This window comes from Sphingomonas sp. Ell38C01, from assembly GCF_055231975.1.
The window spans coordinates 990,264-1,015,110 of the sequence record NZ_JBUYVA010000001.1 but is presented as its reverse complement, the minus strand read 5'-3'; the positions used below and the strand labels follow the sequence as shown (position 1 = coordinate 1,015,110).

Genomic DNA, 24,847 nt, shown 5'->3' with positions numbered 1-24,847 from the left:
CCCGACTCGCATTCCCCACCGATACAAGAAACGGATAGCACGACCCACATGGCAGGTTTCAAGGTTCCCGATTTTGCAGAGCGCGCCGCGCTCTCGCGCGACGCCAAGGCCAAGGCGCTCGAGACGCTGCGCAACAAGCCGCCGGTCGACGAGGCGGTCGTCGCCGAGCGTCTGGCCGCGCAGGAGCGCAAGGACGCCGCCGCCGCCGAGAAGCGCCGCCTGAAGGCCGAGGCCGAGGCCGCCGCCAGGGCCGAGAAGGAAGCCCGCGCCGCCGAGGCCGCCGCCGAAGCCGCCGCGAAGGCGGAGGCCGAGGAAGCCGAACGCATCGCGCGCGCGCCGAAGGCGGCGATGACTGACGAGATGCGCAAGGCCCTCCGCGACGCCCGCTACGCCGCCCGCAAGGCGCGCAAGTAACGCGGGGTCGCCGGGATGCCAGACCTTCGGCGCGATCCGAATGTCCGGCATCCCCGGCATTCGCGATCGCGATCGTCGTGACCGTTGCGGACCGTTGCCGCTGAGCGGCCCGGGAATGAACCGGCCGGGACCGATCGACGCTCAGGTCGACGGACCCGGACTCCCGGAAGGATCTCGTCACCCCGGCTCGACGCCTGAGTGACGGGTTGACCGGTCCACGGTGCGGCAGTCGGCGTCATGGGAAGCCATGTAGCCGACGGTTGTGGATGGGTGGGCCGCGGAACCGGTCCGGGGTGACGATCGAGGCGATCGGTTTCCCCGAACGTCGATCGGCGCTAGACCGGGCCCATGACCGCGCTTCGCCGGATCCTCGCCCCGCTCCCGATCGTCCAGGCGCCGATGGCGGGGGTGTCGACGCCCGCGATGGCCGCCGCGGTGTGCGAGGCGGGCGGGCTCGGATCGATCGCGATCGGCGCGATGACGCCCGACGACGCGGCAGCCGCGATCGCCGCGGTGCAGCAGCGCACCGCGTGCGCGTTCAACGTCAACGTCTTCGCGCACGCCCCGCCCGCCGCCGATCCGTCGGGGGAGGCCGCATGGCGAGCGGCGCTCGCGCCGACCTTCGCGCATCATGGCGCGTTGCCGCCGCCCGCGCTCCGGCCGGTCTATCGCAGTTTCGTCGAGGACGCCGCGATGCTGGCGACGCTCGTCACGGCGCGGGTGCCCGTCGTCAGCTTTCATTTCGGCCTCCCCGCCCCCGCCGCGATCGCCGCGTTGAAGCAGGCGGGCACGCGGCTCCTCGCGACCGCGACTTCGCCCGCCGAGGCGCGCGCCTGTGCTGCCGCGGGCGTCGACGCGATCGTCGCGCAGGGGATCGAGGCGGGCGGGCATCGCGGCATGTTCGATCCAGACGCGCCGGACGACGGGCTCGGCACGCTCGCGCTCACCCGCCTGCTCGTCCGCGACGGCACGCTGCCGGTGATCGCGGCGGGGGGCATCATGGACGGCGCGGGGATCGCCGCCGCGCTGGCACTCGGCGCAGTCGGCGCGCAGCTGGGCACCGCCTTCGTCGCGTGCCCCGAATCGCGGGCGGACGCGGCCTATCGCGCCGCGCTGCTCGGGCCCGGCTCGCATCACACCCGGATGACGCGTGCGATCTCGGGCCGCCCCGCGCGCTGCCTGCCCAACGCCTTCGTCGCGCTCGGCGAGGCGCTCCACGCGACCCCGCCCGCCTATCCCGTCGCCTACGACGCCGGCAAGGCGCTCCACGCCGCCGCGACCGCGCGGGGCGACCATGGCTATGGCGCGCACTGGGCGGGCCAGGGCGCGCCGCTGGCCCGCGCAATGCCCGCGCGCGACCTCGTCGCGACGCTGGCCGCAGAGGCGCGGTTGTCCTGACGCCGCCCGATCTGGCAGGATGGCGCGATCCGATCCGCAACTCCGATCCGCAACAGGGCCTGCCGCATGTCGATCCATTCCACCCGCCTCGCCGCGCTGCGCGACCAGCTGTCGCGCGATGGCCTCGACGGCGTCGTCGTCCCCCTCACCGACGAGCATATGAGCGAGTATGTCGGCGCCTACGCCCAGCGACTCGCCTGGCTGACCGGGTTCGAAGGGTCCACGGGCAGCGCGGTGGTGCTGGCGGACACCGCCGCGATCTTCACCGACGGACGCTACACGCTCCAGGTCCGCGAGCAGGTTTCGGGCGATGACTGGGATTATGTCGGCGTGCCTGAGACGAGCGTGGCGGCATGGCTGGCGGAGCATGTGCCGGAGGATGCGCGGATCGGCTACGACGCGTGGCTCCACACGGCCTCATGGGTCGCGGAGGCGAACGCCGCGATGGCCGCGAAGCGCGCGACGCTGGTCGCGGTCGCGCACAACCCGGTCGACGCGGTATGGCCCGATCGCCCCGCGCCCTCCCCCGCGCCGCTGTCGGTGCATGACGAGGCGCTGGCCGGGCGGACCTCCGCCGACAAGCGCGCCGGGATCGCGGACTGGCTGGAGCACGAGGGCGCCGACGCGGTCGTCCTGACCGCGCTCGATTCGATCGCGTGGTTGATGAACATGCGCGGCGCCGACGTCGCGCATACCCCGGTCGCGCTCGCCTACACGATCGTCAACGCGGACGGCACCGCGGACCTCTTCGTCGCGCCGGAGAAGATGACCGACGCGGTCGCGCAGCACCTCGGCAACGCGGTGCGCGTCCATGATCGCGCCGCGTTCGCGGGGGCGCTGTCCGGCTTTGCGGGCCAGCGCGTCGCCGCCGATCCCGCGCTGGCGGTCGCCGCGATCACGCAGGCGCTCGAGGCGGGCGGCGCGATCGTCGTCGCACGGCGCGACCCCACGCTGATCCCCAAAGCGCGCAAGACCCCCGCCGAGGTCGCCGGCCACCGCGCCGCCAGCGTGCGCGACGGCGCGGCGGTCACGCGTTTCCTGCGCTGGATCGCGGATGCCGCGCCCAGGGGCGGCGAGACCGAATTGTCCGCCGCCGCGAAGCTGCTGGCACTGCGCGAGGAGAGCGGGGTGCTGCGCGACACGTCGTTCGACACGATCTCCGCGACCGGCGCGCACGGCGCCAGCCCGCACTACCGCGTCACCGAGGCGACGAACGCCGCGATCGAGCCCGGCCAGCTCTACCTGATCGATTCGGGCGGCCAATATGCCGACGGCACCACCGATCTCACCCGCGTCGTCCCCGTCGGTCCGCCCACAGCGGAGATGCGCGATCGCTTCACCCGCGTGCTGAAGGGCCACATCGCGCTCGCCACCGCGGTCTTCCCCGCGGGCACCGTCGGCGCGCAGCTCGACACGCTAGCGCGCGCGCCGTTATGGCAGGCAGGCCTAGACTATGCGCACGGCACCGGCCACGGCGTCGGCAGCTACCTGTCGGTGCACGAGGGGCCCGCGCGGATCGCGAAGCCCGGCTATGGCGGCAGCGGGCCGTTCGAGCCGCTCCAGAGCGGCATGATCCTCTCGAACGAACCCGGCTACTACAAGGCGGGCGACTATGGCATCCGGATCGAGAACCTGCTGCTCGTCGAGGAGCGCACACCCGCGGGCGGCGAGGCCGCGATGCTGGGGTTCGAAACGCTCACCTTCGCCCCGATCGACCGCGACCTGATCGACACCGCGCTGCTGACGAAGGCTGAGCTGGCATGGCTGGACGCCTATCATGCGAAGGTCGTAGCGGTGATCGGCCCGGTACTGGCGGACGACGACCGGGCATGGCTTGCGGCACGCTGCGCGCCGATGGCGTGACCCGCGCTAGTCGTCCGCGACGCGCGCCGGCCCGGGCGATGCGGCGGGATCGGCGCCCCGCGCCTGCGCCTTGCGCTTTCTCAGGTTCGCGCGAAGCTGGTCCGCCAGCCGCGCGGCGCGCTCGGCCTGCGGGTCGGCGGGGGAATCCGGGGATCGGGTCATCGCGAATTTCGCTAACCGCATCGACGCGCCTTGACAATCGCCCCGCCCTCCGCTCTTAGGCGCGCCTGCCCCGCGGGGCGGAGTGCTGCCGTAGCTCAGTGGTAGAGCGCATCCTTGGTAAGGCTGAGGTCGTGAGTTCAATCCTCACCGGCAGCACCATTTTTTCTGATATTTCCGCCGTTTGGCGGAACGAGGCCTCGACAGAGGCTGCTTGCGATGGGTCAGGACAGGCCATTGTCGGCAGAGTCCGTCGATAGCCTGTTTTGGCCCCCTGTTGGCGGGCGCTCATCCGACGCCAGAAGCGTCGAGTCTCCCGGCCAGAAAGTCGACGAACACCCGCACCCGCGCCGGCATGGTCGAACCGCCGACGAACAGGGCATGGAGCGGTTCGCGGTCCTGCGGATTGTACGCCTCCAGCAGCGGCACCAGCCGGCCTGCGGCGAGGTCGTCCTCCACCGCGAACCGCCCGACCCTCGCAATGCCGACGCCGGCGCGGGCAAGCTGGGCGAGCGATTCGCCGTTGTTCGCCTCGATCGATCCCGTCACGGCCAGCGCGCGCCCGCGGCCGTCCTCGCGAAACGGCCAGCCCGGTTCGGCACGCCGGAAGTTGAAGCTGAGGCAATTGTGCGCGAGCAGGTCGTCGGGGACCTGCGGCCTGCCGTGCCGTTCCAGATAGGCGGGGGAGGCGACGACCACCCGCCCCGTCTCCCCCAGCTTGCGCGCGGTGAGCGGACTATCGGCAAGCTGGCCGAAGCGGATCGCGACATCCGCCTGCCCGGCCAGCACATCGACGATCCGGTCCGACAGGTTGAGGTCGACGAGGATGCCGGGATAGCGCGCGGTGAAATCGCCGAGCAGCGGCACGACGAACAGCCGCCCGTGCGCCAGCGACGCGGTGACGCGCAGCCGGCCCCGGGGCGACGCCTGATCGGCGATACTGCCCTCCACCTCCGCCAGATCGGCGAGGATGCGGCGCGCGGCGCGCAGATACGCCTCGCCCTCCCCGGTCAGCGCCAGCGCGCGCGTGGTGCGGACCAGCAGCCGCACACCCAGCCGCGCCTCGATCCGCGCGACGATGCGGCTGACCGCCGACGGCGTCAGTCCCAGCGCTCGCGCCGCCGCCGACAGGCTGCCCTGCGCCGCGACACTGGCGAACACCGCCATTTCTCCCGATCGACCGCCTACGTCCATTTGTGACTCCGAAGCAACGCTGCTGGTCCCATTCTCCGGCTACCGGACGGTCGCGCAAGTCATCATCTCGGCACGAGCAACAAAGGATCGTTCGTCATGCGCCTCAACCTCCCCCTGCTCGCGCTGGCCACGGGCGCGTTCGGCATCGGCGTGACCGAATTCGCGCCGATGGGGATGCTGCCCGGCATCGCCAGCGATCTCGGGGTGTCGATCCCCGCGGCGGGGCTGCTGGTCAGCGCCTATGCGATGGGGGTGCTGATCGGTGCGCCATTGATGACGCTGACCACCGGGCGGATCGACCGGCGGACGCTGCTGGTCGGGCTGATGGGCATCTTCACGCTCGGCAACGCGCTGTCGGCGCTGGCGGACGGATACTGGACGCTGATGATCGCGCGCGTCGTCACCTCGTTCAACCACGGTGCCTTCTTCGGCGTCGGATCGGTGGTGGCGGCCGGGCTGGTGCCTGCGGACAAGCGCGCGGGCGCGGTGGCGGCGATGTTCACCGGGCTGACGGTGGCGACGATCGGCGGCGTGCCGCTGGCGACATGGGCCGGCGAGGTGCTGGGCTGGCGTACCGCGTTTGCCGGGATCGCCGGCGTGGGGGCAGTGGCGATGCTGTCGCTTAGGCTGGCGCTGCCGCCGCTGCCTGTCACTACCGTCAGCGACATGCGCGCCGAACTGCGGGTTCTCACGCGCGGTCCGGTGCTGGCGGCGCTGGCGCTGACCGTCGTCGGGGCGAGCGCGATGTTCACGGTGTTCACCTACATCGTCCCGATCCTGCGCGAGGAGACGCATGCCTCGACCGGCTTCGTCACTGCGATGCTGATGCTGTACGGCATCGGGCTGACGATCGGCAACACGCTGGGCGGGCGGCTGGCGGACCGGTCGATCGAGCGGACGCTGGTAGGCAGCTTCGGCGTGCTCGCCGCAGTGCTGGTGGTGTTCGCCGGCGTCATGCACTGGCCGCTGCCGGTCGCGGTGGCGATCCTGATCTGGGGCATCGCCAGCTTCGCGATCGTGCCGCCGTTGCAGATGCGGGTGATGGAGGCCGCCGCCGAAGCGCCGAACCTCGCCTCGGCGATGAACATCGGCGCATTCAACCTAGGCAACGCGATCGGCGCGGCGCTCGGCGGCGGGGTGATCGGCGCGGGGCTGGGCCTGCCGGCCGTGGCGCTCGCGGGCGCGGCGATGGCGGCGGCGGCGCTGGCGACATTGCTGGCGACCGGGCAACGGCGGCAGTCGGCCTCATGCCCGGCGTGACGCGTGCGTCGGCGCGATCCGCAAACGACCGGATCACGCCGGCGCGCATCCACCGACCGCTCGATAAACGGGCCTCGCCTTCAGCGGACCAGCAGCGCGATCGACAGCACGATCGCCGCGAACACGATCGCCGCGGGGGTCGCGAACCGGGCAGCGCCGCGATCCCCCGGCGCGATGCTCGCCGGGGTGGGCCCGGCCTCCAACCTGCGAACGGCGGCCCGCACGAGGCGGGGCGCATCGTCGCCGATCTTCACCAGTTCCCAGGACAGCGCCCGAAGGATTGGCGTCCAATGATCCGGCGAGAGAAACATAGTGCGCATCCGCAGGGTCGATCGCCGCATGGCGTCGGACAGGTCGAAGCCCGGCGCGATCGCGGACAGCACGCCATCGATCGTCACCAGCGCCTTGAAGACCAGCAGCAGGTCGGGTGGCATGCTCAGCCCCGCCCCCCTCATCGCCGGCAGGAGGTCCGCGACCATGGCGCTCAGCACCAGCCGACCGCCGCCATGGCGCGCGACGAGGCGATCGGCCGCGATCCGTGTCGACTCCCGCGGCGCGCCATCCTGTCCCGACCAGCCGTGCAGCACCTCGCCCAACTGGGCCGGGTCCGCGGATACGAGCGCGTGCATGAAGCTGACGAACTCCTGCCGTCGCCGCGGCGAGACATGTCCGATCATGCCCAGGTCCAGCAACGCGATCCGGTCGCCGGGCAGGCAGAGAAGATTGCCCGGGTGCGGATCCGCATGGAACCGGCCGTTCAACAGCATCATGTCGAGGATGACGTCCGCACCGATTCGGGCGATCGCGCACGGATCGATTCCGGCCGCCATGAGGGCCGCGGCGCTGCGCGGTGCGGTGCCCGCGATATAGTCCATCGCCAGCAGGGTGCTCGACGACCATTCCCAATGGATCCTCGGGACGATCACCCGGTCGCCCCGCGCGAAATCCGCGCGCAGCCGATCCGCGTTGCGTCCCTCGTTGGTGAAGTCCAGTTCCTCGAGCACGGCGGCGGCGAGCTGCTGGACCATCGCCCTCGGCGCGAATCGCCGCACCTCGGCACTGGCGGTTTCCGCGACGCCGGCGAGCTGCGCTATCAGGCGAAGATCGGCTTCCATGGCGGGGCGGATGCCGGGACGCTGGATCTTCAGGACGATCGCCTCGCCCCCGTGTGTCGTGGCGCGATGGACCTGCGCCATCGAGGCGGCGGCGAGCGGGATGGGGTCGAATGCCGCGAACGCCGTCTCGGGCGGCGCGCCCAGTGCCTGTTCGACGGCGGCGCGCAGCGTGTCGAAGGGCAGCGTCGGCGCCTCGCTGTGCAGCCTCTCCAGCTCGACGATCCACTCGGACGACAGCAGATCGCCGCGGGTCGCCAGGATCTGTCCCAGCTTCACGAAGGTCGGCCCCAGCTCTTCCAGCGCCAGCCGGGTGCGCCGGGGCAGGCCGTCGCCGTCCGGGTCGGCATGCCCGTCGTTCTCGCCGCCCTGTGCGATACCCAGCCGCATCAGCAGGACGCCGAGCCCGAACCGCGACGCGACATGAAGGATCTCGGCCAGGCGCGCGCGATCCCGCGCGACGACGGCAAGTGTCTTTATCATCGCTCGACCATGCCACCGGTCTGCCGTCCGCGCCATCGCGCAGCCGCCACGGCAACGGAAGCTTCATGGGCCCGGACGTCCGGCCCGGCACACCGAAAATACCTGCACTGCGACGGCCTCGGGGATTTCCGGGCCGCTGGCCGGCAGCGGGATCGCGGTGCGGCCGCGTCCCGTGAGCAGGCGGCGCATGGCGATACTGCACCGCATCGGCGGCCGGACGTGCCCGGTCCGGGTCCATCCGTGGCGCGCCGTCCACGCAGCCTTCGTGTGTTCGGGGGTGAAGCCGCAATGCGTATAGGCCTCGACCCCGCCGACGGGGAGCGGTGCGCGCAGCGGGGGCACGCGACAGGCAGCGAGCAGGCCGGCTCTTCCCGCGCGGCGCACGGTTTCGGCGAACCGGGTCCCCTGCGCGTGGGGGCACCAGCGGATCGGCGATCCGGCCGCTCGCCTCGTGCCAGCGGGTGAGATGGGCGACCGCCGCGGGCGATGCCGCCACGCGCTGGATATCGCGGTTGAGCGCCGGACGCCTCGGCCGCAGTCATCGTGTCGCTCGCATAGACCTTGCCGATACTGCCATGGGGCACGCCGCCGGCGGTGGCGGCCATGTCGTCCGCGCCCAGGGCGGCGGTGACGAGCGGAACGGCGATCGATCCCGGATCGTCGTCGAAGCCGGCGACCTGGCGCAGGATTCGCGATTCGCGCCCGTCCGCGCGGCGGCGAACAGGGCCGGCACCGGGGTTGCGAGCCGGGTGTGCTGCGTCCATCCATAGGTCCTGGCGTCCATCCTGGTCCCGGCCGGGGGCGTCGGCGACAGGGCGGATCGGCGCACGTCCTGTCCACCCGGCAACGCATAGGCGATGCCCCGGGTCAGGACACACCCGGTCGGCTCGAACGCCGCCTTCCACGTCGACGGCGCACGGCGGCACCGTCGCCTAGCCATGCCAGGTCGGCGACCCGCCGCCCGCGCGCTCTTCCGTCCGCTGTCCGGCAAGATCGAGAAAGACCCCGTTCGTCCAGCCGAACCCGATCTCCGTGCCATACTCGCCCCCGCCACCGGGGCCCCGCGCCTCCACGTCGTATTTCTCGAGCAGCGCGCCGTGCGCGACGAAATGCTCTTCCACCATCGTCTGCCAGCACGCCGCGATCCGCGCCGCCAGGGCGTGTTCGCCATAGCCGCGCAGCCCGGCGATCGCGATCCACTGCAGCGGCGCCCAGCCATTGGGCGCGTCCCATTGCTGTCCCGATCGCCGCGTGGTGGTCGCAAGCCCGCCCGGCCGGAGCAGCCCCGCCAGCGCCTGCGCGATGCGCACGCCCTGCGCCGCATTCGCCAGTCGCGCGAACAGCGGGAACGCGGCGGCGGCGGTCAACACGCCGGTGGGCCTGCCGGTGTCGAGATCGAGGTCGCAGTGGTGCCCGGCATCGTCGTCCCACAGCCGCGTCGCGATGGCCTCCGCCCGCGCCGCCGCCATCGCCTCGAACGCGGCGGCGGCAGCGGCGTCCCCCGCCGCGGCGCTCTCGATCGCGATCGCGCGCTCGAGCCCGTGGAGCAGACAGTTGAGATCGATCGGCGCGAACCGCGTCGTCCGGATCGTCGCGAGATCGATCCCATCCGCCAGCCAGCGCGAGCTGAAGTCCCAGCCGCTCTCGGCCGCGGCACGCAGGTTCCGCCACAGCATCGCCGCGGGCTGGGACGCGGTCTTCGCGAGCGCGACGTCCTCGCGCCACGATTCCTCGCGCGGCGCGGCATGGTCGTCCCAATAGCGGTTCAGCAGCGTGCCGTCCCGCAGCCGCACGGCGCGGCGATGCTCTCCGCCCGGCGCGAGCGTGTCGGCGCCATCCATCCAGTAGCGATGCTCGATCCGCATCCACGCCAGCCGCTGCCGTCGCGCGTCGGGCCGGTCATCGTGCGACAACGCCGTCATCAGGTGGAAGACCGGTGGTTGCGAGCGGCCGAGATAATAGGTTCGCGTGCCGTTGGGGATGTGTCCGAACCGGTCGAGCAGGCTGCCGAAATCCACGATCATATCCTCGACCAGGTCCTGCCGCCCCGATCGTGCCAGTCCGAGCATCGTGAAGTAACTGTCCCAATAGTACAGCTCCCGGAACCGTCCGCCCGGCACCACATAGGGCCGGGGCAGCGCGATCGCCGAGCCGACCTCCGGCGCGTCCGCAGGCCGGCGCGTCAGGACGTCCCAGAGCGCGTCGATATGCTGCGCGATCGGCAGCGCGGTCGACACGGGCATGTCCCGCTCCCGCGGCAACGCGAAATTCTCGCACAGGAACCAGGCGAGCGCGGTCTCCGTTGACGGCGGGGCAGCCTGCCAGTCTGTCAGGATCGCCGTGACCGGGCGACGCGGGATCGCGTCGGCGAAGGTCTTGGAGTCGGCGAACAGGCTACTCTCCTGCACTGTCGTGAACAGGTCGCCCAGTTGCCGGGCGGGGGAGTGCGTATCGGCCATATGCGGATACGCTAGGACGCCGCTTCCACCGACGCCAGACGAGAATGATATGCATATCAACAGACGCGCGGACGGCGTGCCGCGGGCGCCGTCGCGCGGCGGGCGGAACGAGTGCGTCGCTCGGCGATTGAATCGGATCCGCTGATGAAGGATCGACCATGGCCGCACGCGCATATTGGCAGGGACAGATCCGGCTCGCGCTGGTGTCGATCCCGGTCGAGATCTATTCGGCGACGCGCAGCGGCGCGAGCATCGCGTTCCGCCAGATCCACGAGCCGTCGGGCAAGCCGATCCATTACGACAAGGTGGTCACCGGCGTCGGACCCGTCGACGCCGACGAGATCGTGAAGGGATACGAGGTGTCGAAGGGCGAATACGTCCTGCTCGAACAGGACGAGATCGACGCGGTGAAGCTGGAATCGAAGAAGACGCTGGAGCTGACCCAGTTCGTCGACGCGCACGAGATCGACGTGCTCTATTACGAGAAGCCCTATTTCGTCGTCCCCGCCGACGATCTCGCGGAAGAGGCGTTCATCGTGCTGCGCGAGGCGCTGCGCCGGACGAGGAAGGTCGGGCTCGGCCAGCTGGCGATGCGCGGGCGCGAATATGTCGTCAGCCTGAAGCCCTGCGGACGCGGGCTGGTGCTGGAGACGCTGCGCTACGCGGACGAGGTCCACAAGGCGCAGGGCTATTTCCGCGAGATTCCCGACGACAAGCCCGACGACGAGCTGCTCGACCTCGCGGAGGCGCTGATCGCGAAGAAGAGCGCGGCGTTCGATCCCGCGAAATTCAAGGATCGCTATGTCGATGCGTTGAAGGATCTCGTCGCGCGCAAGCGCAAGGCGAAGGGTCGCAAGATCGTCGACGACAAGGGCGACGACGACGGCAAATCGGCCTCGAACGTCGTCGACCTGATGGCCGCGCTCAGGAAGTCGATGGAGAAGTCCGGCGGCAAGGCCACGCCCGCGGCGAAGAAAGCCCCCGCAAAGAAGGCCCCGACGCGCAAGCCCCCCGCCAAGAAGCGCGCATGAGCCCCGCCGATCCGCTCGCGCTCTACAAGTCCAAGCGCGATTTCGCGAAGACCGCGGAACCCGCGGGTACGCTCGCGCCGGGCAACGGCAACGCCTTTCTCGTCCAGAAGCACGACGCGACGCGGCTGCACTGGGACCTTCGGCTCGAAGTGGGCGGCGTCCTCAAGAGCTGGGCGGTCACCCGCGGCCCCAGCCTCGACCCCGCCGAGAAGCGCCTCGCGGTCCGTACCGAGGATCACCCGCTCGACTATGCCACGTTCGAGGGCGCCATCCCCGCTGGCGAATATGGCGGCGGCACCGTGATGCTGTGGGATCGCGGCACCTGGTCGCCGATCGCGGGCAAGAGCGCGACGGACCTGGACAAAGGGCACCTCCATTTCATCCTCCATGGCGAGCGGATGAAGGGCGAGTGGCTGCTGATCCGGTTGAAGCCCCGCGCGAAGGAGAAGCGCGAGAACTGGCTGCTCCGCAAGATCGACGATGCCGCGGCCGGCAGCACCGACACGCTGGTCGAGGAGGCGCTGACCAGCGTCGCGACCGGGCGGACGATGGCGGAGATCGCGCAGGACCAGCCCGTCCGCAAGCGCGCCGCCGTGCCGAAGCGCCGGCGGACGAAGGCGAGTACCTCCCTGCCCGCGTTCCGCGACCCGCAGCTCTGCACCCTCATCGACAGCGTTCCCGCCGGCCCCGGCTGGCTCCACGAGGTGAAGTATGACGGCTATCGTGCGCTCGTCGCGATCGGCGGAGGCGCCGCGAAGGTCTTCACCCGCACCGGGCTCGACTGGAGCGAGAAGTTCGCTGCCATCGCGGACGCTGCCGCTGCCCTCCCCGTGGCGTCCGCGCTGATCGACGGCGAGATCGTCGCGTTCGCGGGCGGCAAGCCGTCCTTCTCCGCACTCAAGGACGCGATCGCGGACGGCGGGGCGATGACCCTCTTCGCGTTCGACCTGCTCGAGCAGGACGGCGAGGACCTGACCGCGCTGTCGACGGTCGAGCGCAAGCAGCGGCTGGAGGCGATCCTGCCCGACGGCGAGCGGATCCAGTTCGCCGCGCATGTCGCGGGATCGGGCGAGGCCCTGCTCGACACGATGTGCCGCGAGGGGCTGGAAGGCGTCGTGTCGAAGCGCGCCGACGCGCCCTATCGCGGCAAGCGCAGCAACGCCTGGCTCAAGACCAAATGCACCCATCGGCAGGAATTCGTCATCGTCGGCTGGCTCCCGTCCGACAAGCGACAGGGGTTCAAGTCTTTGCTGCTCGGCGTCCATGACGACGGCGCGTTGCGCTACGCTGGCAAGGTGGGCACCGGGTTCGATGCCGGGCTGATGACGGACATCGCGGACAAGCTCGCGCGTCTCGAACGCAAGACCGCGACGGTGAAGGCCCCGCGCGAGGCGATCCGCGGCGTGCGCTGGGTGACGCCCAAACTTGTCGCCGAGGTCGCCTATGCCGAAGTCACCCCCGACGGCGTCCTGCGCCATTCGAGCTTTCTCGGCCTGCGCGGTGACAAGGATGCCGCCGACGTCGTCGCGGAACATGCTGCCCCCGCCCCCGACCCGGTCGCGTCGAAGGTGACGATCACCAGCCCGAACCGCGTGGTCTTTCCCGATTCGGCGATCACCAAGCGCGATCTGGCCGACTATTACCACGCGATCGCGCCCGTCATGCTGCCCTGGGTCGCGCGCCGTCCGGTCAGCCTGGTCCGATGTCCGCAAGGCCGCGCGAAGCAATGCTTTTTCCAGAAGCACGATGCGGGCAGCTTCGGCGACTTCGTCCACCATGTCGATGTCCGCGAGAAGGACGGCGGCACCGCCCCCTATCTCTATGTCGACGACGCCGACGGGCTGGTCGCGTGCGTCCAGATGGGGACGATCGAGTTCCACGGCTGGGGCGCGGGGATCGATCCGATCGAGCGGCCCGACCGGATGGTGTTCGATCTCGACCCCGACGAGGGACTGGACTTCGCCGACACCCGATCCGCCGCCGAGCATCTGCGCGACCAGCTCGCGGAGATCGGGCTCGCCAGCTTTCCGCTGCTGTCGGGCGGAAAGGGAGTCCACGTCGTCGTCCCGCTCGCGCCGGAGGCCGAGTGGCCTGCGGTGAAGGACTTCGCGGACCGTTTCGCGCGCGCACTGGCGTCCGCCGAGCCCGACCGGTTCGTCGCGACGATGAGCAAGGCGAAGCGCAAGGGGCGGATCTTCATCGACTGGCTGCGCAACCAGCGCGGCAGCACCGCGATCCTGCCCTTTTCGGCGCGCGCCCGCCCCGGCGCCCCGGTCGCCGCGCCGGTATCGTGGGGCGAGCTGCGCGACCTCGATACCGCCGCGCGCTGGCACGTCGCGGACCGCGACGTCCTGCTCGAACGCGCCGGCAGCCGCGCGTTGAAGGGCTGGGGCCTGTCGACCCAGACGCTGCCGGACCTCTGACCCGCGCGACGCCCGCCGGGCGCCGCGCGGGCCCGATCAATATACGGTGCGAACCGACGCCTCGCGATCCCAGATCCGACCCTTCGCCGCCGTCTCGACATAGCCGGCCGCATCGCCCGGCTTCGCGATCGCGATCACGCCCGCATCGCGCTCCACGCCCGCGGCGTCGAGCAGAGGCCCGGCCGCGTCGCTGTGCCCGATCACCTTCAGGTGCGCGAACGCGTCGTGGACCCATGCCACCGCCGCCGCCTCGCCCAGCAGCGCATCGACCCCGGCCTCCGACACCGCCAGCATCACAGTATCGAACAGCACCGAAGGGCCGCCCGCCAGCTGGTGATCGGCAGCCAGCTTCGTCCCGTCGCTCAGCGTGACCCCGCCCAGCTTCGGCGCGACGATCTTCACGACCGCCTTCGCCTTCGCCGCCGCCTTGGTCAGCGCCGCGACCAGATCCGCATCCGCGCCATCGGTGACGAGGCAGCCGATCATCCGCCCCTCCAGCGTCGGCGTCGCACGCTCGAGGATGCTGAGCGCGGGCGACGTCGCGAGGTCGGTCCGCGTCTCCTTGGCAGCGGCGACCGGATCGATCGACTCGTCATGCCCAAGTCCAGCGGCGACGCGCTCGCCCAGGTCTGGCCGGATATTGGCAAGGTGCCCCAGCATCGTCGTCCGCACGATCGCGGCCTCCACCTTGCTCAGCTCGAACACCAGCGCGGCGACGATGTGGTTCTGCTCGGGCACCGTCTGGCTGTCGAAGAACTGCCGCGCCTGGCTGTAGTGATCCGAGAACGTCTCCGCCCGCTCGCGCACCTTCGTGCCCTCGACCGGGGCGGGGAAGCTGCGGAACCCGCGTTTGTGGCTCTCGCGCGGGCCGGTGGGGTCGAGCAGGCTCGGCGTGTAGGTCACCCGCTCGGGATGGACCATCGTCTGCATGTGGCCGTCGCGCTGCATATTGCCGAACGGGCATTTGGGCGCGTTGATCGGCAGCTGGGTGAAGTTGGTCGATCCCAGCCGCTTGAGCTGCGTGTCGAGATACGAGAAGTGCCGCCCATGGAGCAGCGGATCGTCCGAGAAGTCGATCCCCGGCACCACGTTCTGCGTGCAGAACGCCACCTGCTCGCTCTCCGCGAACACGTTCGCGGGATTGCGATCGAGCACCATCCGCCCAATCGTGCGCAGCGGCACCACCTCCTCGGGGATCAGCTTGGTCGCGTCGAGATGGTCGAAGTCGAACGCGTCGGCCTCCTTCTCGCTGAACAGCTGGACGCCCAGCTCCCACTCCGGGAAGTCGCCCGTCTCGATCGCGTTGTAGAGGTCGCGACGATGGAAGTCGGGATCCGCGCCGTTGATCTTGACCGCCTCGTCCCACACCACCGACTGGACGCCCAGCTTGGGGGTCCAGTGGAACTTCACGAAGGTCGATTGCCCCTCCGCGTTCACCAGCCGGAAGGTGTGGACGCCGAAGCCCTGCATCATCCGCATCGATCGCGGAATCGTCCGATCGGACATCTGCCACATCACCATGTGCATCGCCTCTGGCGTCATGGCGATCCAGTCCCAGAAGGTGTCGTGCGCGGACGCCGCCTGAGGGAACCCGCGATCGGGCTCCTCCTTCACCGCGTGCGCCAGATCGGGGAACTTCATCGCGTCCTGGATGAAGAACACCGGGATGTTGTTGCCGACGATGTCCCAGTTGCCCTCGGACGTGTACATCTTCACCGCGAACCCGCGCACGTCGCGCGCCAGATCCGCCGATCCGCGGTTGCCCGCGACGGTCGAGAAGCGCACGAACACCGGCGTCTTCACGCCCACCTCGGACAGCACGGCAGCCTGCGTCAGGTCCGACAGGCTGTCGGTCAGCTCGAAATAGCCGTGCGCCGCCAGGCCCCGCGCATGGACGACGCGCTCGGGAATACGCTCGTGATCGAAGTGGAACAGCTTCTCGCGCAGCACGAAATCCTCGAGCAGCGTCGGCCCGCGCGCGCCCGCCTTCAGCGAATTGTGATCGTCGGAGATCGCCGCGCCGTGGTTCGTCGTCAGCACCCTGCCGCCCTCGGCCGCGACCTGATGGAGTTCACCGCCCGCACCGACGATAGTCGTCGCCGCGGGATCTGCGCCCTTTCCGCGGGTGTTCTTGCCGGTCTGCGCCGCTGTCGTCTTGTTGTCAGGCATAACGCCTCCTTCACATCACCCGTATCTCGGGCGTTCGAACGAAGGTGCGCCATTTTGGCTGCGAAAAGCATTGCCCTCGATCAACATTGCCAAAGAAATTCTCCATCGTCACCCGCACGTTCTTTTGACTGATAGGTTCCATCATCGGCGAATCATTATTCGTCGTCGTCCGAATTACTTGCCTTTACGGCGATGATGCCCCGATCGCATCGGATCATCGCATCCACCAGCCGCCCATGGTCCGATCATCGACAGGACCGGATATGCCGGCTTCGGCGACGACGCGCCGGCTGGCGGCAGCCGCGAACCGGCCTTAAAGGGCCGGCGCATGACCGCACCCTGCTCCCGCACCAACGCCAGCCGACTGGTCGCGCGGCAGGTGTCGGAACTGCTGATCGCCCGCTTACAGTGCTGGCAGGCGGTCGTCGCGCAGGACCCCTTTGCCGGGCTCATCTTCAGTACGGTGCTGGGCGGCGGCATCGCCCACCTGCCGTTCCTCGATCCGGTGACGCGTCGCTGGATAACGGTGGACGACGCCCCGGCGCTCGGCCGGCCGGTGACCGCGTCGGCGATCGCGCAGTCGATGCGGCTCCCCGCCACCACCACGCGCCGCCGCGCGAGCGAACTGGTCGCGAACGGACAGCTGATCCAGGTCAGGACGGGGTTCCTGGTCAATCCCGTCTTCATCCAGAGTCCGGACCGCATCGGCATGGCGCAGGACAATGCGGCGCATCTGGCGCGCACGGTCCACGCGCTGGCGGCGGCCGGCTATGCGCCCGCCACGCGCGCGCTGGCGGCGGGGACGCCCGCGCTGCCATCCGGGCTCGTAGAGCGCCCGATGATCGTCTTCGAACTGCGGATGGCGGAAACGATGACGCAACTTCACGGGAATGCGGTGGACGCGCATCTTTTCTCGGTGATCGTCGCAGCCAATATCCGCCACATCACCGCCGATCCCGTGCTTGCGCGACGCTATGCCGACGAGGACATGATCCCTCCCGACGTCGAGCGACGCCCGGTGACGCTGCGCGCGATCGCCCGCACGATCGAGATGCCGTTCGAGACGGTGCGCCGCCGTGTCGCGGGGCTGATCGCGAAGGGCAAGGTCGAGCATCGTCGGGCGGGCGTCGTCGTGCCGACCGCGGTGCTGGCGGACCATCGCCACGCCGAGAACAACCGCCGCATCAACGGCTTATTCGAACAGATGCTGGATACGTTAAGCACCGCCGCAAGCCAGCGATAGCGCGGCTGACCCATTCTGGCGACCAACGGCATTGCCCTGCCCCGGCCTCGTCTCCAAGAATTCGCGCGAGGATCGTGCCGGGGGACGCGCGATCGCGGGGGAATTTCGACATGAGGACGATCACGGTCGCGCTGGCGGCCTGTGCGGTGATGACCGCGCTCGGCGCCGGCGCGCAGACCGCCGATCCGCTGGCGGCAAAGCTGCGCCAGGGGCTGACGCCGGCAGAAACGCAACAGATCGTCGCGGTCCACAACGCCGCGCGCGCCGCGGTGACGGAAGCATCGCCCGCGCTGGTGCCCGTCACCTGGAACGCCACCCTGGCCGCACAGGCGCAGGTCTATGCGGACAAGCTCGCGGCGGGCACCGCCACCGGGCACGACGAGACGCGTCACGCCGGCTGGAACATGGGCATCGGCGAGAACCTCGCCAGCGTGCTCAGCGATCGCCTCGGCACCGCGGAGGAACTCTCGACCGCCTGGGTGAAGGAGAAGGACGCGAACTTCCGCTACGCACCCTTCCCCACCAGCAATATCGACACCCGCCGGCCCGACGGCAGCGGGTTCGAGGGCTCGGGCCACTATCTGACGATGGTGTGGGACTGGACGCGGCAGATCGGCTGCGGTGCCGCGTCGAAGATCGGCACCAACAACGGCACCCCCGTCGTCGAGCGCATCCTGGTCTGTCGCTATGCCCGCGGCGGCAACATGTCCGGCGCCTATCCCTACTACACCGCGGCGAACCGGCCGGCGAAGACGCCCGATCCGATCGTCGCGCCCGTCTGGATGTCCGCCGCCGACGCGGTGGCCGCTCGCGAGCGCGTCGCGAACGCGGACTTCCAGCCGACGATGCTCGCCTTCATGAACGGTTATCGCGGCCCCGCCAAGGTGACGTGGGATCCGGTCCTCGCCAGCGAGGCGCAGGCCGCCGCGGTCGCGCGCACGAAGCTGACGCTCGGTCAGGTCGGCAACGGCCTCTATGCCGGCCAGTTCCTCAGCTACGTTGCTGCCGATGCCACCGATGACGGGCTGTATCCGCACGTGACCGATGCGTTCGCCAAGACGATCAGCTGGAACCCGCCCATGGCGGGATGGATCCGCGACGGCAACTTCACGAAGCTCGGATGCGGCACCACCACCAACGACTGGGGCAGCGCGCGCTACCGCGTCACGTTCTGCCAGTTCAAATAGGGTCGCTCGGATGACGAGCGCTAGATGGCTGCCGGCGCTGCTCGCCGGGCTGGCTCTGGCCGGCTGTGCCTCCATGTCCGGATTTCCCGAACCGATCGTCGATCAGCGCGCGGAGAATGCCGAACTCGCGCAATATGTCGGCGCGGATGCGATCACGCGATACGAGGCGTGCGCGGACAAGATCGCGTGCCGCAACGCCATCGTCGATGCACGGCTTCATGCGGTGGATCTCGCCTTCTACCGGTTCCAGCGAAAGGTCTATGGACAGGAGGCGCGCGTGTCGCTCGGCAGCAACATGCTGGTGATGGCGCTCGGCTCGGTCGCGACGATCACCACGACGCGGCCGCTCGCGGCGGGGGCGGGGCTGCTGAGCGGCGGGCGCGATGCGTACCAGAAGCAGGTGCTGAGCGCGTCGCTGCCGCTGCTGTTCCAGGAGATGATCGCGCGGCGTCGCGAGGTCCTGCTGCGCGTCCGCCAGGGCGAGATGCTGCCCGTGGCCAATTATTCGCTGTTCCAGGCGCTGGCCGATGTCGGCGAGTATGAACTGGCGGGCAGCATTCCCGCCGCCGCGGCGGAACTGGGCGCGAGCGCGGGCGCGGCGTCGCGCACCGCGCAGGCCCGGCTCGACGCGCTGCGCGCGCAAGTCGCGGCCATGCCGGTCGCGATGCCCGCCTCCCAGCCCATCCCGGTCGCGAGCCCACCGCCTCCGTCCATGCCGGCCGTCGTGACGACCGGCGCTGCCCCCGCCCCCGTCCCGCAGCCGCAGCCCGCCCCCCAGCCGAGCCCCACGCCCGCACCGAAGGCCGCACCGTGATCGTTCGATGGCGGATCGCAGCGATCTCGCTTCCCCTCGCCGGCTGCGCCGCGATCGACGGCGCGCCCCGCCCGGTGTTCAGCGCGCAGCAGGAAGATGCGGAAATCGCACCCTATACCGGGGCGGACGCGATCACCCGGTACGAAAGCTGCGTCGACAAGATGGCGTGCCGCAACCTCATCATCGACGCACGGGTGCGCGCGGTGGACCTCGCCTTCTATCGCTACCAGCGCAAGACGCATCGCCAGGAAGGGCGCGCGGCGATCGGCGCCGACGCGGGCGCGATGGCGCTCGATTCGCTGGCGGCGGTGACGGGAACCGGCCCGCTCGCGGCTGGCGCGGAACTGCTGACCGGCGGGCGCAAGGCCTATGCCAGTCGGGTGCTCGCGACATCCGAGGCGCTGCTGCTCGACGAGGCGATGGCGCGGCGGCGTGCGGTGCTGCTGCGGATCCGGCAGGGCGAGCAGCTGCCGGTGACGGGCTATTCGCTGTTCCAGGCGCTCGACGACATCAGCGCCTACGAACATGCGAGCAGCATCAGCGAGGCGGCTGCGGCGCTCGCCGCGGAGACGGGCGCGGAATCGCGCGCGACCCAGGGCAAGCTCGACGGCTTGCGGCGGGGCGACGCGCAGGTTCCGGCAGCGGCAACCACGCCACGCTGACCCCGCGCGTCAGCCCAGCATCTCGGCCATGGCGCGCGCGATGTTCTCGATCGTGTAGGGCTTCTGCACGACGATGCGGCCGCGATGCTGATCGGGGAACGCCGCCTGCTCGCCATAGCCGGTCGCGAACATAAACGGGATGTCGCGCTTCAGCAGCTCGTCCGCGATCGGGAAGCTGTTGGTGCTGCCCAGGTTGATGTCGAGGATCGCGACCGTCGGCGTCGCGGACTCGATCAGTTCGAGCGCGGCATCGATCGACGCCGCGGTCGAGACGTCGGGCGCGCCCAGCTTCGTCGCGATGTCCTCCGCATCGAGCGCGATGATGAGGCTGTCCTCGACCAGCAGGACACGCTGTCCCGCCAGCAGGTCGGCCGGCGGTTCCTCGCGATGGCCCGGTGCGCTGCGGGAAAAGCGGATGCGCGGCAGGGCGTCGGGCGCCCGATCGGACACATGGCGCCCGGGGATCGTGAACTCCGCCTCGAACCCGTCGACCGCATAGGTCGTCCGCGCCTCGCCACCCAGATCGTAGGGCACCGATCGCTCGATGATCGTCGTGCCGAATCCCTTGCGCGACGGCGTCCGCACCTTCGGCCCGCCCTCGTCGCGCCACGCGATCCGCAGGTCGCCGCGCGCGTCGCGCGACCAGGTGAGCGAGACGGTGCCACGAGGCACCGACAGGCTGCCATATTTCGTCGAATTGGTGACCAGCTCGTGCAGAACCAGCGCCATCGTCGCATAGGCCTGCGGATTGAGCATCACCGGGTCGCCGCTGCGCCGGATCCGGTCGCCGTCCTCGACGAATGCCGCGAACTCGGCATCGATCAGCGCGTCCAGCGGCGCGGGGCCCCAATGATCCTCGGTGATCTGGTTGTGCGCGCGCGCCAGCGCGTGGATGCGCCCGTCGACCACACGCACGAAATCCCGCACCGCATCGTCGCTCGGCTGCGACTGGCGGATCAGCCCGCGGATCAGCCCCAGGATGTTGCGGACGCGGTGGTTGAGCTCCGCGATCAGCACTTCCTGCCGCGCACTCGCCTGCTGGCGCTCGGTCGAGGCCTCGTCCGCCAGCCGCAGCACCACCTCGATCAACGTCGCCCGCAAGGTTTCGGCCACCCGCAGTTCGGACGGCGTGAACGGCTGCGAGCGCCCGCGCACCAGCTCCTTCCATTCGGCAAAGCTCTCGCGCGGGGACAGCCGAGGACCGTTGGGGCCGTAGTCGACCGGCTTGTGCGGGTCGCCCGCCCACCGCACCGACCGGATCAGCTCGGACCGGAACAGCACGACATAATCCCGCGGGCTGCGCGAGACCGGGATCGCCAGCAGCCCCGCCGCGGTGTCCGCAAAGGACTCCGCATCCGGCACGAGCGAGGCGATGTTGTCGGTCGCGAACACCTTGCCCGCCGCGGTCGCGTTGAGCGCGCGGACGATGCGCCGGAAATCCTCGGTCGGCGGCGTCATGCCCGAAAAGGCGTAGTTGCCCGACAGCCACACACCCACGCCGTCCGCCGCGATCGCGTGGGTCAGGATGTCGGCGAGCCAGTCGGGATCGCGCAGCAGCGTCTCGTCGGAGGCGACCGCGCCGAGCAGTTGATCCGAGATGTCGCGCGCGCGCCGCTCGAACTCGACGGTATGCTGTCGCACGCGGCTCTCCAGCCGCATCGAGAACATCTGCGCGAACAGCTGCGCGACCGATCGCCGCTCGAACGTGGGGCACCGCGCGGCATAGTGGTGGCAGGCGAACAGCCCCCACAGCTTGCCGTCGACGATGATCGAGATCGACAGCGACGCCTCGACGCCCATGTTCTTGAGATACTCGATATGAATCGGCGATACCGATCGCAGCAGCGACAGCGACAGGTCGAGCGGCTCGCCGCGCGCATCGAGCGCGGGCACGATCGGCACCGTCGTCGCATGGACGTCGGCGATCACGCGCAGGAGGTTGCGGGTGTAGAGGATGCGCGCCTGCGCAGGGATGTCGCTGGCGGGATAGTGGAGGCCAAGGAAGCGCCCTATCCCCGCCTTGCACGCCTCCGCCACCACCTCCCCCGATCCGTCGCCGGCGAAGCGATACACCATCACCCGGTCGAACCCGATTAGCGCGCGGACCTGCCGCGCGCCCTCGCGGAAGAACGCGGTGAGATCGCTGCACTGGTCGAGCCGCGCGATCATCGACTGGACCATGCCGGTCACGTCGCCGATGTCGCCGGACGACCGCTCCGCCTCGATCACGACCTGCCCGCTGGACAGGTGGAGCGCGACGTCGAAGCGCCCATGGCCGGGCACCAGCTCGACACCGAACACGCGCTCGATCGAATCGGGGCTGCGCAGCAACGTCGTGCGGTTGCGCAGGTCGTGCATGGCGTGGCCGGTGAAGATCGTGGCGAGCGGATGGCCGATCACGTCCTCGGGCGCCTTGCCCAGATACTCGCCAAGGTTCGCGGAGGCGCGCGCCACCATCCAGTCGGACGTCAGCGCGATCAGGAAGCCGATCGGCTGGATCGCGCCCAGGATATGGATCGGCTCGCGATCGCAGTTGGTGAGATCGACGCTGTAAGATCCGGTCAAGAGCATGGGTCCTCGATTTGACACCGGGCCCCGGCCGCGAACCGCGCAAACACCGCGCGTGCCGCATCGATCGCGACTGTCATCTGGCCCTGCGTTACCAAGATTGTATCGAGCACCGCAATCAGCTTGCGCCACTGCACGGGATCGCCCGCGGCGAGGAACCGCCGCGGCAGGCCATCCCCGACCGAGCGGGCCAGCATCCGGCCCCCCAGCCGCGATCCTTCCAGCACATAGATCGCGCCGAGCGCGGCCTCGATACTGGCATAGGTCGATCCGTCCGTCGTCGGCGGGACGGGTTCGCCCAGATCGCGCAGATCGGCGATCAGCGCCGCGGACCGCCGGCGACCCGACCAGTCCGGCAGGATGGCGGCCAGATCCACGCGATCGAGCGCGGATTCCACCGGCAGGAAGGCGTGCGCCTGCGCGACGAGGAAGCGTCCGTACTGCGCCCGGTCGGCAAGGTTCAGCGCCGAGAAGAGCCCGTCGACCTCGTCGTGGCCGGATTGCGTCGCAGCGCGCAGTGCCCAGCGCGCACCGGAACGGTCCGTCATTGCCGCCCCGTCATGGCTTGCCGACGATCTGGACGAGGCCGGCACGCTGTCTTCCCCGTCCATTCATTCCGCGCTTTCGTCCGATGCATCGGAAAGCGGAGCGATCGCGGTGAAGACGACGCCCTCCGGCCGATAGGCGATGTCGGCGCTGCCGCCGATCTCCCGGGCTAACACGCGCTCGATCAGTTTCGTTCCGAACCCGGTCCGGTCCGGCGCGGCGACCACGGGTCCTCCGGTTTCCGCCCACGAGAACCGCAGCCGGAGCGGCCCTCGATCGGTCAGGATCGCCCATGCCACGCGCACGCAGCCCCCCGCCTGCGACAGCGCCCCATATTTCGACGCGTTCGTCGCCAGTTCGTGCAGGCTGAGCGCCAGCGCGACCGCGGTCCGCGGCGGCAGGCGGATGTCGGGACCGTCGAGCCGGAACTGCGGGCTGTCGACCACGCCGAACGGCGCCAGCGTCCGGTGGAGCAAAGGGCGGATCGACGCGCTTTCCCACCGCTCGTTGACCAGCAGGTCGTTCGCCGACGCCATCGCCTGGATCCGCGCCTCCAGCGTCGCGCCCGCCTCTTCCAGCGACGTCGCCTTGCGCAGGGTCTGCGCGATCACCGCCTGCACCATCGCCAGACTGTTCTTGACGCGGTGGCTCAGTTCGTTGGCGAGCAGCGTGCGATGCTCCTCCGCGCGCTTGCGATCGGTCACGTCCTGCGACACCCCGATCAGCGACAGCGGCGTGCCGTCGGCGCGATAACTGGCCTGCCCCCGGATCTGGACCCATCGCTCCTCGCCCTCCGGCGTCTGCACGCGATACTCCACGTCCAGCGCGGTGCCGTCGGCGATCGCGGTCGCGACCGCCTCGTCGCGCCGCGTCCGGTCGCCGGGGTGGACCGCCGCCATCAGCTCGGCATAGGTGAACGGCTCCGAGACGGGGCGCCCGAAATTCTCCTTGCAGCCCTCCGACGCCATCATCCGGTGCGTGCTGAGGTCGACGCTCCACGATCCCATGCGCCCCGCCTTCAGCGCGAAGCGCAGGCGATGTTCGCTGGCGACCAGTTCGGCATCGCGGCGCGCCACTTCGGACTCCAGATCGCCCAGGTCACGCTCGAGATTGGCGACGCGCTCGCGCTCGAGCGTCACGTCATATTGCGACGCGAAGAAATAGGTCAGCTCCCCCTCGTCGCTGAACACCGGTGACACCAGCACCCGGTTCCAGAACGTCGTGCCGTCCTTGCGATAGTTCAGCAGCTCCAGCTCGATCGGCGTCCGTCCGGCGATCGCCGCACGCAATCGGGCGATGGCGGCCGGATCGGTATCCGGCCCCTGTAGGAAGCGACAGTTCCGCCCCAGGATCTCGTGCTGCTCGAACCCGGTCAGTTTCGAGAACGCCCCGTTGACGAACACGATGGGATTGTCCGCCTGGCCCGGGTCGGTGATGACCATCGGCATCCGCGTCGCACGCACCGCGGACGAGAAGGGGTCCGGGCCGTTATCTCTGCGGGTCAACTCGCGAACGATCCGCGCGTCCTCGTCCAGATCCTTCACGCTTCGCTCCGCCTTGCGCCCCAGGGCGACCGCGCGCCGATGACGGCACGCCTCATTTCCGCTTCTATATGAGCAACCTGGCCCGACCGCCATTCCCCGGATCGACCGTTCGCAAGGATCCCAGCCGCGCCCCCCGCCGCCAAAGACCCGCAAATCGCGACAGACGGTTGATCGCACCCGACACCACCGCTATAGCCCGCTTCCTGCCGCAACCGGAGACGTGGGTGAGTGGCTGAAACCAACGCTTTGCTAAAGCGTCGTACGGGAAACCGTACCGAGGGTTCGAATCCCTCCGTCTCCGCCATTTTCTCTCTTAAC

The 24,847-nt window shown here is 69.9% G+C and carries 19 protein-coding genes and 2 tRNA genes; 13 read left to right on the top strand and 8 right to left on the bottom strand.

All coding sequences use genetic code 11. The features are described from left to right. Window positions 1-48: 48 nt before the first annotated feature. The 3 genes from ACV7NO_RS04810 (at window position 49) to ACV7NO_RS04800 (ending at window position 3,675) form a co-directional block, all read left to right on the top strand. Window positions 49-414 (top strand): DUF6481 family protein, encoded by a 366-nt coding sequence (locus ACV7NO_RS04810; RefSeq protein WP_463404882.1) that lies wholly within the window; start codon window positions 49-51, stop codon window positions 412-414. A gap of 348 nt (window positions 415-762) precedes the next feature. Beyond that, window positions 763-1,812, top strand: a complete 1,050-nt coding sequence (locus tag ACV7NO_RS04805) for an NAD(P)H-dependent flavin oxidoreductase (RefSeq protein WP_463404881.1) — start codon at window positions 763-765, stop codon at window positions 1,810-1,812. 66 nt (window positions 1,813-1,878) lie between these two features. Next, complete coding sequence (locus ACV7NO_RS04800) at window positions 1,879-3,675, top strand: aminopeptidase P family protein (protein ID WP_463404880.1); 1,797 nt, start codon at window positions 1,879-1,881, stop codon at window positions 3,673-3,675. Window positions 3,676-3,681: 6 nt separating this feature from the next. Here ACV7NO_RS04800 and ACV7NO_RS04795 read toward each other — a convergent pair whose 3' ends face one another. Then, window positions 3,682-3,837 carry a hypothetical protein gene (locus ACV7NO_RS04795; protein WP_463404879.1) on the bottom strand — a complete coding sequence of 52 codons (156 nt, stop codon included), beginning with the start codon at window positions 3,835-3,837 and terminating at the stop codon, window positions 3,682-3,684. A gap of 84 nt (window positions 3,838-3,921) precedes the next feature. Between ACV7NO_RS04795 and ACV7NO_RS04790 the strand changes: the two genes are divergently transcribed. Further along, window positions 3,922-3,996: transfer RNA gene (locus ACV7NO_RS04790), tRNA-Thr, on the top strand. A gap of 126 nt (window positions 3,997-4,122) precedes the next feature. Here ACV7NO_RS04790 and ACV7NO_RS04785 read toward each other — a convergent pair. Next, on the bottom strand, window positions 4,123-5,028 hold the full coding sequence (locus ACV7NO_RS04785; protein ID WP_463404878.1) for a LysR family transcriptional regulator: 906 nt from the start codon (window positions 5,026-5,028) through the stop codon (window positions 4,123-4,125). 96 nt (window positions 5,029-5,124) lie between these two features. Here ACV7NO_RS04785 and ACV7NO_RS04780 point away from each other — a divergent pair, with 96 nt between their 5' ends. Next, entirely contained in the window at window positions 5,125-6,288 is a 1,164-nt protein-coding gene (locus ACV7NO_RS04780) for an MFS transporter (protein ID WP_463404877.1), read from the top strand. Between the two features lie 80 nt (window positions 6,289-6,368). Here the strand turns inward: ACV7NO_RS04780 and ACV7NO_RS04775 are convergent, their stop codons facing one another. Beyond that, window positions 6,369-7,883, bottom strand: coding sequence for an ABC1 kinase family protein (locus ACV7NO_RS04775; RefSeq protein WP_463404876.1), 1,515 nt, complete (start codon window positions 7,881-7,883; stop codon window positions 6,369-6,371). 575 nt (window positions 7,884-8,458) lie between these two features. Between ACV7NO_RS04775 and ACV7NO_RS04770 the strand changes: the two genes are divergently transcribed. After that, on the top strand, window positions 8,459-8,653 hold the full coding sequence (locus ACV7NO_RS04770; RefSeq protein WP_463404875.1) for a hypothetical protein: 195 nt from the start codon (window positions 8,459-8,461) through the stop codon (window positions 8,651-8,653). Window positions 8,654-8,815: 162 nt separating this feature from the next. Here ACV7NO_RS04770 and treA read toward each other — a convergent pair whose 3' ends face one another. Continuing rightward, window positions 8,816-10,342: an alpha,alpha-trehalase TreA gene (gene treA / locus ACV7NO_RS04765; RefSeq protein WP_463404874.1), complete on the bottom strand. Its 1,527-nt coding sequence runs from the start codon at window positions 10,340-10,342 to the stop codon at window positions 8,816-8,818. Window positions 10,343-10,500: 158 nt separating this feature from the next. On the opposite strand from treA, the gene ku reads away from it, so the two are divergent. Beyond that, window positions 10,501-11,373: a non-homologous end joining protein Ku gene (ku, locus tag ACV7NO_RS04760; RefSeq protein WP_463404873.1), complete on the top strand. Its 873-nt coding sequence runs from the start codon at window positions 10,501-10,503 to the stop codon at window positions 11,371-11,373. Beyond that, window positions 11,370-13,796 (top strand): DNA ligase D, encoded by a 2,427-nt coding sequence (ligD, locus tag ACV7NO_RS04755; RefSeq protein ID WP_463404872.1) that lies wholly within the window; start codon window positions 11,370-11,372, stop codon window positions 13,794-13,796. Before ku ends, ligD begins: the two co-directional genes overlap by 4 nt. Before the next feature lie 36 nt (window positions 13,797-13,832). On the opposite strand, the gene ACV7NO_RS04750 is transcribed toward ligD, so the two are convergent. After that, window positions 13,833-15,965, bottom strand: a complete 2,133-nt coding sequence (locus ACV7NO_RS04750; protein ID WP_463404871.1) for a catalase — start codon at window positions 15,963-15,965, stop codon at window positions 13,833-13,835. Between the two features lie 328 nt (window positions 15,966-16,293). Between ACV7NO_RS04750 and ACV7NO_RS04745 the strand changes: the two genes are divergently transcribed. From ACV7NO_RS04745 to ACV7NO_RS04730, 4 genes are all read left to right on the top strand, one after another. Then, a complete protein-coding gene (locus tag ACV7NO_RS04745; RefSeq protein WP_463404870.1) occupies window positions 16,294-17,208 on the top strand; it encodes a hypothetical protein in 915 nt (304 codons plus the stop codon). Between the two features lie 110 nt (window positions 17,209-17,318). Further along, window positions 17,319-18,395 (top strand): CAP domain-containing protein, encoded by a 1,077-nt coding sequence (locus tag ACV7NO_RS04740; protein ID WP_463404869.1) that lies wholly within the window; start codon window positions 17,319-17,321, stop codon window positions 18,393-18,395. A 10-nt stretch (window positions 18,396-18,405) separates the two neighbouring features. After that, window positions 18,406-19,209, top strand: coding sequence for a hypothetical protein (locus ACV7NO_RS04735; RefSeq protein WP_463404868.1), 804 nt, complete (start codon window positions 18,406-18,408; stop codon window positions 19,207-19,209). Continuing rightward, window positions 19,206-19,871: a hypothetical protein gene (locus ACV7NO_RS04730; protein ID WP_463404867.1), complete on the top strand. Its 666-nt coding sequence runs from the start codon at window positions 19,206-19,208 to the stop codon at window positions 19,869-19,871. The genes ACV7NO_RS04735 and ACV7NO_RS04730 overlap by 4 nt, the downstream gene beginning before the upstream one ends. Window positions 19,872-19,880: 9 nt before the next feature. On the opposite strand, the gene ACV7NO_RS04725 is transcribed toward ACV7NO_RS04730, so the two are convergent. From ACV7NO_RS04725 to ACV7NO_RS04715, 3 genes are all read right to left on the bottom strand, one after another. Then, window positions 19,881-22,436, bottom strand: a complete 2,556-nt coding sequence (locus tag ACV7NO_RS04725) for an HWE histidine kinase domain-containing protein (protein ID WP_463404866.1) — start codon at window positions 22,434-22,436, stop codon at window positions 19,881-19,883. Continuing rightward, complete coding sequence (locus tag ACV7NO_RS04720) at window positions 22,433-22,987, bottom strand: biliverdin-producing heme oxygenase (protein ID WP_463404865.1); 555 nt, start codon at window positions 22,985-22,987, stop codon at window positions 22,433-22,435. The genes ACV7NO_RS04725 and ACV7NO_RS04720 overlap by 4 nt, the downstream gene beginning before the upstream one ends. A 63-nt stretch (window positions 22,988-23,050) precedes the next feature. After that, window positions 23,051-24,529, bottom strand: a complete 1,479-nt coding sequence (locus ACV7NO_RS04715; RefSeq protein WP_463404864.1) for an HWE histidine kinase domain-containing protein — start codon at window positions 24,527-24,529, stop codon at window positions 23,051-23,053. A gap of 214 nt (window positions 24,530-24,743) precedes the next feature. On the opposite strand from ACV7NO_RS04715, the gene ACV7NO_RS04710 reads away from it, so the two are divergent. Continuing rightward, a tRNA-Ser gene (locus ACV7NO_RS04710) sits at window positions 24,744-24,833 on the top strand. Window positions 24,834-24,847: the final 14 nt, after the last annotated feature.